This window comes from Actinomyces faecalis, assembly GCF_013184985.2.
Classification (GTDB): Bacteria; Actinomycetota; Actinomycetes; order Actinomycetales; family Actinomycetaceae; genus Actinomyces; species Actinomyces faecalis.
Genome location: NZ_CP063418.1, coordinates 2,013,311 through 2,026,341 on the forward strand (window position 1 = coordinate 2,013,311; position 13,031 = coordinate 2,026,341).

Below are 13,031 nucleotides of genomic sequence, written 5' to 3' on the forward strand. Positions count from 1 at the left end.
GCATGAGCACACCAGACACGACTCCCGCAACATCAACCTCTGCCCCAGCGACCGCATCCTCGGCCACAGCAACCACCCAGGCAGCGACACCGCCATCCCTCACCATGACCAGCCAGTGGGACAAGACCTTCCCACGCTCACAATCGGTCGAGCACGCGAAGACCTCCTTCCCCACCGGCTACGGCCTCACCCTGGCAGCCGACCTGTACCGCCCCACCAACACCGACGCACCGCTCCCCGCGATTGCCGTGTGCGGGCCGTTCGGCGCCGTCAAGGAGCAGTCCTCGGGGCTGTATGCACAGACGATGGCGGAGCGCGGATTCCTCACAATCGCCTTCGACCCCTCCTACACGGGAGAATCCAGCGGATCTCCGCGGTATATCGCTTCTCCTGACATCAACACTGAGGACTTCATGTCCGCCGTCGACTATCTCACCACCCGCCCCGACGTGGACGCTGACAGGATCGGCATCATTGGCATTTGCGGGTGGGGTGGCATCGCGCTGAACGCTGCCGCTGCGGACCCGCGTATCAAGGCCACCGTAGCCTCCACGATGTACGACATGACGCGCACGGCCGGAAACGGCTATTTCGACGCCGACGACGACCCCACGAAGCGCCTGGAGGCTCGCCGATCGCTTGCCGCGCAACGCACGGCAACAGCGGCAACGGGTGCGCGCCCGCGCATGGGCGGCGTCGTCGATCCGCTACCCGACAACGCGCTGCAGTTCGTCAAGGACTACCACGCCTATTACAAGACCGAGCGTGGCTTCCACCCTCGTTCGCTCAATTCCACCGACGGCTGGGCGACGACCGGCATCCAGGCATACGCCAACGCCCGGTTCCTGTACTACATCGGCGAAATCGAGAACGCCGTGCTCGTCCTGCACGGGGAGAAGGCGCACTCACGCTATATGGGTGAGACGGCCTACGAGAAGATGGCCAGCGGGATCCGGCCCGAGAACAAGGAGCTCGTCATCGTTCCTGGCGCCTCCCACACCGACCTGTACGACGGCGGAGCCAAGCACGCGATCCCGTGGGAGCGCCTGACCTCGTTCTTCACACAGGCCATGCAGCGCTGAGCTCGCCCGACAATCCGGCGGGACCGTACTTTTCTGCTCGGGACCGGCCCCTGCGCACTGCGTCAGGGCCGGTCCCGAGCAGAAAAGTACGGTTTCGATGGGGACATGCCGACGGTGGCCGCCGCTGATGAGCCGAACGATCAGCCAGGCTCACTCCCACTCGATGGTGCCCGGCGGCTTGGAGGTGCAGTCCAGGACGACGCGGTTGACCTCGGGGACCGAGTTGGTGATGCGCGTGGAGATGCGTGCCAGCACGTCGTAGGGCAGGCGGGTCCAGTCAGCCGTCATCGCGTCCTCGGAGGAGACAGGGCGCAGCACGATGGGGTGACCGTAGGTACGGCCATCACCCTGGACCCCCACCGAGCGCACGTCTGCCAGGAGGACGACCGGGCACTGCCAGATCTCCTCGTCCAGTCCGGCAGCCGTTAGCTCCTCACGGGCGATGAGGTCAGCCGCACGCAGGATCTCCAGGTTCTCCCGGGTCACCTCGCCGATCACGCGGATACCCAGGCCAGGGCCCGGGAAGGGCTGACGCGACACGATCTTCTCCGGCACGCCCAGCTCACGGCCGATCGCGCGCACCTCGTCCTTGAACAGGGTGCGCAGCGGCTCGATGAGGTCGAAGTTGAGGTCATCAGGCAGACCACCGACGTTGTGGTGACTCTTGATGTTCGCCGCACCGGTGCCGCCGCCAGACTCGACGACGTCGGGGTAGAGCGTGCCCTGGACGAGGAACTTGATCTCGCCGCCAGACTCACCAACCATCTCGATGACGCGTCGCTGAGCAGCCTCGAAGGAGCGGATGAACTCGCGGCCGATGATCTTGCGCTTGGCCTCCGGGTCGGTCACGCCAGCCAGGGCGCTGAGGAAACGCTCGGACTCGTCCACGGTGATGACGCGGATACCCATGCCTGCCGCATAGTCCTGTTCCACCTGCTCGCGCTCGCCCGCGCGCAGCAGACCGTGGTCAACGAAGATGCAGGTGAGCTGGTCACCCACGGCGCGGTGCACCAGGGCCGCCGCCACCGAGGAGTCCACGCCGCCAGACAGGCCGCAGATCACGTGAGCGTCGCCCACCTGGGCGCGGATCGCCTCGACCTGCTCGTCAATGATGTTGCCCGCGGTCCACGTGGCAGGAATACCGGCAGCAACATGGAGGAAGTTCTCCAGCGCCTTTTGGCCGTGCTCGGAGTGGAGCACCTCGGGGTGCCACTGCAGTCCGTACAGGCCCCGCTCGCGGTTCTCGAAAGCAGCCACGGGAGTCTCGGCGGTCGAAGCGGTCACGGCAAAGCCCTCCGGGGCTGCCTGGACGGCGTCGCCGTGGCTCATCCACACGGCCTGCTCCAGCGGGGTGCCGGAGAACAGGCAGGAGGAGGAGTCCACTGTGGCCTCGGTGTGGCCGTACTCGCGCGTTCCCGTGCGACCAACGGTGCCGCCCAGGGCCTGCGCCATGGCCTGGAAGCCGTAGCAGATTCCGAGCACCGGGACGCCGGCTTCAAAGACTGCCGGGGCGATCCCCGGTGCACCGTCGGCATACACCGACGAGGGGCCACCGGACAGGATGATGGCCGCCGGGCTCTTGGCAAGCATCTGCTCGACCGGCATCGACGAGGGGACGATCTCGGAGAAGACACTGGCCTCGCGCACACGGCGGGCGATGAGCTGAGCGTACTGGGCACCGAAGTCCACGACGAGGACAGGCCCAACAGCATGGGTGTCCGCAGGTGGAGCGGTGGTCTGGTGCGTGGTCGTCACCCGCCCAGGATAGCGGGCAGGGGCGACGCCGGGCACGGCGGGCTGAGCCCGCACGACCGCGGAGCGGAAGGTGCGCTCCAGACCCCCGCTAACCGATCGGTTGAAATAGTGACCCACTCATCAGACTTTGTATGGACAATAACCTCGACATTGGTGACGGGATCTGTCTATGATCAAGCCACCGGCCCACCAGGGTCGGATCCGACCACAACGGTCGGGCACACAGCCGTGCGGGGCCTCCTTCACGGTTCCGCACAACGGAACCGAAAGGATCACACCATGATTGCTCCCGTCATCGACCAGGTCGTCGTCACCACCCCCGAGTCCACCGCCTCCTCCGAGGCTGAGGCCAAGGCCGCGGACCTGCTCACCTTCAAGATCGGCATGGCCGTCGTCGCCGCCGTCATCGCTGTGATGGCCGTCGTCGGCGCAGTCATCGCCTCCGCCCCGCTGCTCATCGCTTCCGGCGTCACCGGCTCGATCGCAGCCTTCGTGGGTGTCTACACCGGCATCAACCTGATGACCGCCTGACACCACCCGAAGAGTTCCGGGAAGCCTCCGGGCTTTCCTGAGCTGCGCGGCCAGCGAAGCCCGCGCAGCGACGTCGACCGGGACGCCACCATCGTGAGGCTATGAGCAGGTCACGTCAGAAACGCGAGCGCCACCCCATGAGGGGTCGGCGCTCTTGTCGTATCAGCCCGTATCTGCGTCAGCTCCGCATCAGCGCGATCGGTCTCACGCCCCAGATGACTCGGCCGCCAGGCGGGCAACCGGCAGTCCAGCATGACGGCGTATGCGGCCGACGACGACGCGGCTAGACCAATGGGAACGCGCTGCGACAGATGGCGACGAGCCCATGCACCGCCGTCAGGCACGCCCCAAAGCCGGTTCGCACGCCCTCAACAGCTCACGCACGTCCTCACCCGCCCAAGCACGTCCTCACCCGCCCAAGCACGCCGCCAACAGACGGACGCCCCATCAGCGCAGTGCTGCGGACAAACGCGGCATCGCCAGCAGAACAAGCAGCAGGCTGGCGACCTGGAAGCCCAGGCAGACCCCCAGCACCACAGAGGCTGGCACCCCCAGAGCCAGCATGAGGGTCGGAGTCAGGACGGAGACCATCTGCACGAGCGGGCGCGTCACCGCCTCGGCTCGACGCTGCGACCGCAGCAGCCACGGCGGCACCAGCGGATCGGTCCCGCCCGTACACGCGGGAGCAATCAGCAGGTAGTGCGCCGTCACCAAAATCGTGGCGACGATCATCAGCACCCACAGATCCCCGCCAGTACCGAATTGCCCCAGCAGAGCGAGCAGCACTAATCCGCACGCCGACAGACCGGTTCCTGCCAAGACCCACGCCAGGAGCATCCGCTCAGGCCGACGGCGGCGCGAGACGAGCCCCAACGCCATCCACACACACGCCAAGACAGCGATCGTCCACACCGGCGCATCCCCACCGGCCCACAGCGCCAGGGCTGCTGGCGTCAAGCAGATGGCCGTCAGTCCGAACGGGAGTCCTTGAATGAGCTCAAGGACTGCACCGACGACGACAGTGCGGCGCACCCGCTCAACACGCAGGTCACCCGCACTCAGCGGCTTCTGCTCACCGAGCATGCCTGCGTCCATCATGACCCAGTCGATTCCGACCGCAGCCTCGAGCGGGTCGGTCATGCGGCGCAGCGAGGCATGCGCCGCCTCTACCTTGCCTTGAGCCACGTACCAGTGCGGGGTCTCGGGGAGACCGATGCTGAGCAGCACCACCATGACGCAGAAGGTCAGCGGGGCGAGCCAGCCACACACGAGCGCCTGGCCAGGAAGAAGCAGCTCCCCGCACTCGCCGGCGAGCAGCGCCAGTCCAGCACCCGCAGGTAGTGAGGCTGCTAGCCGTGGGATCAGCCTGCGATGTCCCCGCTCCGCGAGCTCGTGAGCCAGCTTGGGGGTCACGATGGCGAACCCGCCGATTCCCAGTCCTGCGATCAGCGCGCCGGCGGGCTGCCCCCAGGTGCGAGCGACAGCGCCCACGAGAGCACCCGTCATGACCAGGGTGGCACAGACGAGCGTGGCCGGACGCCGGCCGAGCGCGTGCGAGACCAGGTCGAGAGGCAGGGCGCCGATGAGCGAGCCGATCGGCACGGCAGCCAGGAGGAAGACCACGCGCATCAGGTCATCTGCGGGGATCTGCCCCCGGAGGAGAGCCGAGCTGGCGCTGTCATGCACCAGAGCGAGGGCCACCGATCCCCAGACGCCACCGGCTGCGGCACCGGTGCAGGCGAGTAGGAGGCGCAGACGACGTTGCGCTGGGCTACGTGCGATCTTCATCGATCGTCTCCTGTCGCCGGTGGAGTCAGATCATGGCATCCGGTCATACTTCTCGCCGCGGCGGGTGTACGTGAGACACCTACGGTACTAGGATGCCTTTGTGCTGACAATGTTGTCTACCTCGACCTGGGTGGTCCTCATCATCGCCGCAGCGGCCATCGGGATCTCCAAGACTGCGCTCCCCGGAGCGGCCACTCTCGCCGTCGCCCTGTTCGCCGCAGTGCTTCCCGCCAAAGCGTCCACAGGCACGATGCTGGTACTGCTTCTGGTCGGCGACGTCCTGGCCATCTGGATGTACCGCCGCGACGCCGACTGGCCGACGCTGCGCCGTCTGGTGCCAGGCGTGCTCGCCGGCGTCGTTCTCGGAGCCGTATTCCTGCGCCTGGCATCTGATGCCGCGACGAAGACCTTCATCGGCGCGCTGCTCCTTGTTCTCATCGCCGTCACTCTACTGCTCATGCGTCTGCCCAAGCCGCCCCAGATCCAGGGACGCGTAGGCCGTGCGATCTATGGCACGTTAGCCGGGTTCACCACAATGGCCGCGAACGCTGGCGGTCCAGTGACCACCATGTACTTCCTGGCCTCACGCTTTTCCATCACCACGTTTCTGGGCACCACGGCCTGGTTTTTCTTTCTGGTCAACCTGGTCAAGCTCCCCTTCTCGATCGGCCTGGGGATCATCCACGTCGACACTCTGGTGATGGACGCAGCTCTCGTCCCGGTCGTCATCCTGGCCGCCTTCGCTGGCCGCGCTCTCGCCACGCGCATGAATGAGAAGATCTTCAACCCTCTGGTCACCATCCTGACGATTGGCTCGGCAACCTACCTCCTGGTGTGATCCGCCCTATCCTGAGGGCTGCATCCCACGACCCCCTCGGAGGATCCCGTGCCTGAGGCCACCCCTACCCCGCGCCGCGCGCCTGCCACCCAGCAAGACGTCGCTGACCTTGCTCGGGTCTCACGCGGTCTGGTCTCCCTGGCACTCAAGGGTGAGGGGCGCATGTCCGCCAAGACGCGTCAGCGGATCACGGACGCGGCCAGGACACTGCACTACCGCCCCAATAGCGCCGCTGCGGAGCTGGCGTCGCGGCGCTCGCGGCGCCTGGCGGTGATCGTGCCCTACCTGGATAACCCCTTCTTCGACCTACTGCTGCGCGCTCTGCGCCGTCACGCCTCCCAGGCGGGCTATGTCTTGGCGGCTTTCGTTTCTGACTTAACGGATCGGGTCGAGCGTTCGACCATCGATGATGTCCTGTCGATGCGACCAGAGGGTCTCATCCTGCCTGGCACGTCAATGTCCTTGGCTGAGCTCATTGAACTGGCAGCACAGATCCCGCTGGTGGTCATGGACCGCCACCTCCATGCCGACACGCTCAATGTCGTGCGCCTCGATGAAGACGACGCCGCCGGACAGATCATCGAGCACCTCACCAGTCAGCAGGTGAAGGATCTGGTGTTCTTCAGTCCGAGTGAGTCGATGCACGAGACCCTGGTGGATGAGCGCCGCGAAGCCTGCCGTGCCGCTGCGACTCGTGCGGGCATGAGCTTCACCTCCCTCGTATGCAACGACGGCGCAACACCAGCGCTGGAGCAGGCCCGCACAGTGGTGGGGGGCCGTTTTGGTGCTGTGGCCTATAACGACGTCTTGGCCCTGGACCTCCACACTGCGCTGTTGACAGCCGGTCTGCGCCCCGGGCACGACGTCGCACTCGTGTCCTATGACAACTCGCCGTGGGCTGACCGCTCTGAGTTCCGTCTGACCAGCATCGACCAGTCCCCTGACCTCCTGGCGTCTGAATGTGTGGAGATCCTTTTGCGTGATCCGGATGCGCCACCAGCCCACCGTGAGGTCGCCGCTTCTCTGGTCGTGCGCGCATCCTCCCTTCCTTCCGCGAGCTACTGACGCCGACGGCGCGGTGCGCAGACCTGCACCCACCCCTGCCGCGCGCTCTTCGAACTGTTGCAAGACGGTGGCAGCCGGCTGCTTGACTCGGTTCTTCCGCCGCACACCCATGGGGACTGCGCTGCCCAGCCCCCCCCCGGCAACAGCGACCGCATCTCATTGGTCCTGACAAACCTCTTGCCTTCCCCATCCCATCGCTGCTACTTTTGTGCTCACACATTGATGACGCGCGTTACTAACGACGGTACACGTGGTCACACGCGTTTGCAGATCGACCAATGACGGTACGAAGGAGCCCACTGACCATGGCAAAGAAGAAGATCGGCGTCGGCGTAATCTCCCTGGGATGGATGGGCCGCCTCCACGCCCGTTCCTACCGCTCGGTATCCGAGCGCTTCCCCGAGCTCGGCGTCGAAGCGCGCCTGGTCGCAGCCGCCGACCCCATCGAGGAAGCTCAGCGCGCCGCGGTCGAAGACCTTGGCTTCGAGCGCGCCTACGCCGACTATCGCAAGCTTCTCGCCGACTCTGAGGTTGACGTCGTCTCCATCTGCTCGCCCAACTTCCTCCACGCAGAGATCGCCCTGGCCGCCATCGAAGCAGGTAAGCCGTTCTGGATTGAGAAGCCCATGGGCGTCAGCGCCGAGCAGGCACGCACCGTCGCCCAGGCCGCCGAGAAGGCCGGGCTGGTCACCGCCGTCGGCTTCAACTACCGCCACACCCCCGCCATCGAGTACATGCGCGAGCTCGTCCGCACCGGCACGCTCGGCCGCATCACCAACGTGCGTGTCTGGCTCATCGCCGACTACAACTCCTCCCCACTGGGCCCGCTGACCTGGCGCGCCTCACGCGAGAAGGCCGGGGCGGGCGTCGTGTGTGACCTCATGAGCCACGGCGCTGACCTGGCCCAGTACGTCGTCGGCCGGATCGCCTCCGTCACCGCAGCCACCGACACCTTCATCACCGAACGTCCCATCCCCACCAAGATAGGCTTCGGCCACTCCGGCTTCGAGATCGGCGACGAGCGTGGCCCGGTCGAGAACGAGGACTACGTCTCCATGCTGGTCCGCTTCGACGACGGCGTCATCGGCACGATGGAATCCTCACGCGTCAGCGTCGGCCCCCGCGCCGAGTACGTCGTCGAGGTCTACGGCACCAACGGCTCAGCACGCTGGAACTTCGAGCGTCTCAACGAGCTCGAGGTCTGCACCACCGTCGACGGCGGCCCCACACACGGTTACACCCGCGCGATGGCCGGCCCTGCCTGGGGTGACTGGAGCCGTTACCAGCCCGCCATCGGCACCTCCATGGGCTTTGACGACATGAAGTCCATCGAAGCCGCCCAGTTCCTCACGTCGGTTCTCACCGGCGAGCAGCTTGCCCCCTCCGCCGCAGACGCCTGGTGCGCTGCTGAGGTCGACGAAGCCGTCGTCGCTTCTGCCGCCGACGGCCAGTGGCACGACGTTCCACGCGTCCAGGGCCGCACTACCTTCGACGCCTGAGACCCACCCACCCCACAGCTTTTTTCCTGAGCGGACAAAGACGCCGCACCAGAACAACAGAAAGGACGAGGCATGAGCACCACGGCTCAACGGATCTCCCTCAAGGGGATCACCCGTGAGCAGATGGCCCAGGCCGTCAATGACACTCCACCCTCCGGCAAGCACCGCGGCATCCTCTCCATCGCCGCCGTCGCCACGCTCGGCTCCCTCCTGTTCGGCTACGACACCGGAGTCATCTCCGGCGCCCTGCCGTACATGTACATGCCGGACGCCGCGAAGGGCCTCCAGCTCACCAGCCTCGAAGAAGGCGCCATCGGTGGCACGCTCCTCATCGGCGCCGCGCTCGGTGCACTGTTCGGCGGCCGCCTGTCTGACCGCTACGGTCGCCGCCACAACATCACGCTGCTGGCCGTCATCTTCCTCGTGGGTGCGCTAGGAACGACTTTCGCCCCCAATGTGTGGGTCATGTACCCCTTCCGCGTCATTCTCGGCCTCGCCGTCGGTGGCGCGAGCGCTACCGTGCCGGTCTACCTGGCTGAGACTGCTCCCAAGCGCATCCGCGGCTCGATCGTCGCCATCGACCAGCTCATGATCGTCACCGGTCAGCTCCTGGCCTTCACCATGAACGCGATCATCAACACCGCCAAGGGCGGCCCGCAGGTCACCATCGAGGCTGACCCCTCCGGCCTGTTCTCCCCCGGCACCTACTCCTATGACGCCCTCACCGCCTTGCAGGCGTCCAAGGGCGGGTCAATGACCAGTGAGCAGTTCCACGCGTTCTTGGACAACCTCACCATCGCCTCCGGAAACGGTGAGGCCTGGCGCTACATGCTCGTCCTGTGCTCGATCCCCGCCATCGCCCTGTGGATCGGTATTCGCCTCATGCCCGAGTCCTCGCGCTGGTACATCGCCAAGGAGCGCCTGTACGACGCCATCGGCTCCCTCAAGCGCGTGCGCGAGCCGGAGAAGGACGGCGCCATTGAGGACGAGCTCATGGAGATGGCTGAGTCTCGTCAGCGGGAGCTGGAAGAGGCGAAGCGGGCCAAGGGCCTGGGCTACGTCTGGTCCACCCCCTGGCTGCGCAAGCTCCTGCTTGTCGGTATCTTCCTAGCCGTCATCAACCAGACCACTGGCGTCAACACCGTCATGTACTACGCCCCCAAGGTGCTGGAGTACGCCGGTATGTCCACCTCCGCCTCCATTACGGCGCAGGTCGCCAACGGCGTCATGAGCGTGATCGGCTCCGCCCTGGGCATCTGGCTCATCATGCGCTTCCGCCGTCGTCAGATCCTCATCGCCGACGTCACAGGCGTGGGACTGTGCCTGCTCGGCATCGCGGCCACCTTCCAGCTCGCCATTGCTCCTCACATGGACGCCGGTACCACTCCGCCGGCTTGGGCTGCCTACCTCATCCTGGGCCTCATGGCAGTCTTCATGCTCATCGTCCAGTCCTCCAACGGAACCGTGGTGTGGACGATGATGGGTGAGATCTTCCCCGCCGACGTCCGTGGCGTGATGAACGGGACGGCCATCTTCTGCATGTGGATTGCCAACGCTCTGATCACCTGGACCTTCCCCACCATGATGGAGAGCCTTGGCGGCGGTCTGACCTACACCTTCTACGGCGTGCTCAACCTCGTCGTGGCAGTCGTGCTGTTCAAGATCATGCCGGAGACTTCCGGTCGCTCCCTCGAGCAGATCGAGCGCGACATGGAAGAGCGTTACTCCTGACATGCGCGTTTCCTCGTGCGAGCTACCTGCTGGCCAACGCCCTCGTCATTGACCGCGATTCGTTCGGACAAATAAGATAACTCGCGTGAGCACTCGGAAGGGCGAGCACACCATCACACCTCTTCCGACCGGCCTACGGGCCACCCTCATCCAGCCTCTATCAAAGGAGATTGACATGGCTTTCCGCCTCGACCCTGCTACCGCGATCAAGGACCCGCACGGCATCTCGTGGGGCATGCACCCCATTGCCTGGCGCAACGACGACGTCAAGGAAGTTGGCGCCTACAACACCCTCGAGGACGAGCTGCTCGACCTGGCCGACCTGGGCTTCCTGGGCACCGAGGTCGCCGGCTGGTACCCCTCGAAGGAAGAGACCAAGGAGCGCGCTGACGCCCGCGGCATCACGATCGTTGCCCAGTGGTTCTCCTCCTTCATCATCCGCGACGGAATCGACGCCGTCGTTCCGGAGTTCACCGCCACCTGCGAGTACCTGCAGTACCTGGGCGCCACTCGCGTCGTCGTCTCCGAGCAGACCGGTTCGGTGCAGGGCGACCGCGACATCTGCATCTTCACCAACAAGCCCGTGCTCAAGGAAGAGGAGTGGCCGGTCCTGGCTGAGGGCCTCAACCGCCTGGGCGACATCGCCCACGAGCACGGCCTCGAGCTGGTCTACCACCACCACCTGGGCACCGTTGTCCAGACCAAGGAGGAGACCATCCGCCTCATGGAGCTGACCGACCCGACCAAGGTCTCCCTCCTGTTCGACACCGGCCACGCCTTCGTTGGCGACGGCGACGTCATGGGCCTGCTTGAGGCGACGATCGACCGCGTCAAGCACGTTCACTTCAAGGACGTGCGTCCGGAGAAGATGGAGGAGTCCAAGAAGCTCGAGCGTTCCTTCCTCGACTCCTTCCTCAACGGCATGTTCACCGTCCCCGGCGACGGCATGATCGACTTCACCGAGCCCTACAAGCTCCTCGTTGACCACGGCTACGACAAGTGGATCCTGGTCGAGGCCGAGCAGGACCCGGCTGTGGCGAACCCGCACGAGTACGGCGAGAAGGCTCGCAAGTACATCGAGTCCACGCTCTTCACGCTGTGAGGTTCTGAGACTCGCTGAGCGACTCACTGATGGGGCTGGCTGTGTGACGCAGCCAGCCCCATCACGTATGGGCCGCCCTCCCCTCGGGAGCGGCGGCCCATACGTGTCTGCCGGAGGGGACGACGACGTCGGGCTCCGCACTGCGGGCACCCGTCGCATTCGCCGACACCCACCGCATCTACAGACACCCTGAGTACCCGACTACAGGTGTCCACACGTGCCTCAGAGGTCCACCGGGGAAATCGGTGTCCACACACGGGACTACGGGTGTCCGCCTCACGCAGCCTCACGCAGCCGCCGCAGGCCCGCCGCGCCCCACCTCTTCACGCCCGCGCACCATGAGACAACGTGAGGGGTGCCTACCACCTCACCGGTGGCAGGCACCCCTCACGTGTGCGCGTGCTCGGCTCAGGTGCTCAAACCTGCTGAGCGCTCACAGGCTCATGTCGACGACGGCGCGACCCTGAATCTCGCGGTTGCGCAGCGCCTCGTAGCCAGTGCCAGCCTCCTCGAGCGGGAAGCGACGGGAGACGACGTCCTTGTAGTTGATGATGCCGCGCGCAGCCAGGTCGACCACTGCCGGCAGGTCCTGGCGGGTGCGCGCACCGTAGGAGCCAAGGATCGACTGGGAGCGACGCACGGTGCGGTTGATCTCGACCTCAGCGGTCTGCACACCGGCACCCAGGCCGATCGGGACCATACGGCCACCGTCGGACAGAACATCCAGAGCGGTCTTCCAGGTTGCCGGGATACCCAGGGCCTCGAAAGCCACGTCCACACCCTTGCCGCCGGTGAGCTTGAAGACCTCTTCGCGGGCATCCTGGGTGACGGAGTTAACCACAGCGGTAGCACCGTAGCTGAACATCGGGGCCAGCTTCTCGTCGGAGACGTCGATGGCGATGACCTGGGAGGCACCCATGGCGGAGGCGATCTGGACGATGTTGGTGCCCACACCACCGGTGGCGACGACGGCGACGGTCTCACCGAAGCGCAGGTCGGCACCGCGGCGCACGGCGCCGTAGCCGGTCATCGCAGCGCAGCCGAGGATGGCGGCGGGAACAAGGTCAATGGACTCCGGCGCCGGGGCGACAGCGGTGGCAGGAACGACGGCGTACTCAGCCAGGCCACCCATGGAGTACATGAAGATGGGCTCGCCGTCGAGGCTGGACAGGCGGGTGGTGCCGTCGTAGAGCAGGCCCTTGAGACGGTTGAGGTCGAAGAAGGGGCCGCACAGCTCGTCGTGGCCGGAGGCGCATGCGTCGCACTGACCGCAGGGCATAAGGAATCCGCCGGCGACGTTCTGGCCAACCTCGAGTCCGGTGTGCTCGTTACCGGGGCCGATCTCGACGATCGTACCGGTGACTTCGTGGCCCAGGACGGCAGGCAGGGGGAAGGCGATGGCTCCGCCGATCACGTGCAGGTCGGAGTGGCACAGGCCGCAGGCCGCGACCTTAATGAGGACCTCGCCGTTCTTGGGGCGGGGGGTGCGGATCGTCTCAACCTCAAGACCCTTCGCATGGTCGCGCAGTACCGCGGCACGCATCGTCTCGGGGATCTGGACTGCTTCGTTGCTCGTCATGGTTCAGTCTCTCTCGGCTGGGCGGTTGGGGCGCTTGCGCGTCCCCGTTCGTTGGCAACAG

10 protein-coding genes are annotated in these 13,031 nt (G+C 65.8%); 7 read left to right on the plus strand and 3 right to left on the minus strand.

What is annotated here, in order from left to right:
* The first annotated feature begins 2 nt into the window (after positions 1–2).
* On the plus strand, positions 3–1,082 hold the full coding sequence (locus HRL51_RS08645; protein WP_172191301.1) for an alpha/beta hydrolase: 1,080 nt from the start codon (positions 3–5) through the stop codon (positions 1,080–1,082).
* Between the two features lie 150 nt (positions 1,083–1,232).
* Here the strand turns inward: HRL51_RS08645 and guaA are convergent, their stop codons facing one another.
* Positions 1,233–2,837: a glutamine-hydrolyzing GMP synthase gene (guaA, locus tag HRL51_RS08650; RefSeq protein WP_172191303.1), complete on the minus strand. Its 1,605-nt coding sequence runs from the start codon at positions 2,835–2,837 to the stop codon at positions 1,233–1,235.
* A 279-nt stretch (positions 2,838–3,116) separates the two neighbouring features.
* Between guaA and HRL51_RS08655 the strand changes: the two genes are divergently transcribed.
* A complete protein-coding gene (locus HRL51_RS08655; RefSeq protein WP_172191305.1) occupies positions 3,117–3,368 on the plus strand; it encodes a mandelate racemase in 252 nt (83 codons plus the stop codon).
* A 447-nt stretch (positions 3,369–3,815) separates the two neighbouring features.
* On the opposite strand, the gene HRL51_RS08660 is transcribed toward HRL51_RS08655, so the two are convergent.
* The gene (locus HRL51_RS08660) at positions 3,816–5,156 is read right to left on the minus strand and encodes an MFS transporter (RefSeq protein WP_172191307.1); all 1,341 of its coding nucleotides are present in this window, start codon (positions 5,154–5,156) and stop codon (positions 3,816–3,818) included.
* 100 nt (positions 5,157–5,256) lie between these two features.
* Between HRL51_RS08660 and HRL51_RS08665 the strand changes: the two genes are divergently transcribed.
* From HRL51_RS08665 to iolE, 5 genes are all read left to right on the plus strand, one after another.
* A complete protein-coding gene (locus tag HRL51_RS08665) occupies positions 5,257–5,994 on the plus strand; it encodes a sulfite exporter TauE/SafE family protein (RefSeq protein WP_172120302.1) in 738 nt (245 codons plus the stop codon).
* A gap of 48 nt (positions 5,995–6,042) precedes the next feature.
* Complete coding sequence (locus HRL51_RS08670) at positions 6,043–7,059, plus strand: LacI family DNA-binding transcriptional regulator (protein WP_172191309.1); 1,017 nt, start codon at positions 6,043–6,045, stop codon at positions 7,057–7,059.
* 305 nt (positions 7,060–7,364) lie between these two features.
* Entirely contained in the window at positions 7,365–8,558 is a 1,194-nt protein-coding gene (locus HRL51_RS08675; RefSeq protein ID WP_172191311.1) for a Gfo/Idh/MocA family protein, read from the plus strand.
* A gap of 72 nt (positions 8,559–8,630) precedes the next feature.
* A complete protein-coding gene (locus HRL51_RS08680; protein ID WP_172191313.1) occupies positions 8,631–10,289 on the plus strand; it encodes an MFS transporter in 1,659 nt (552 codons plus the stop codon).
* A 175-nt stretch (positions 10,290–10,464) separates the two neighbouring features.
* Complete coding sequence (gene iolE, locus HRL51_RS08685) at positions 10,465–11,391, plus strand: myo-inosose-2 dehydratase (protein ID WP_172191315.1); 927 nt, start codon at positions 10,465–10,467, stop codon at positions 11,389–11,391.
* Positions 11,392–11,824: 433 nt separating this feature from the next.
* Here the strand turns inward: iolE and HRL51_RS08690 are convergent, their stop codons facing one another.
* Positions 11,825–12,970, minus strand: coding sequence for a zinc-binding dehydrogenase (locus HRL51_RS08690; RefSeq protein ID WP_172191317.1), 1,146 nt, complete (start codon positions 12,968–12,970; stop codon positions 11,825–11,827).
* Between the last annotated feature and the right edge of the window lie 61 nt (positions 12,971–13,031).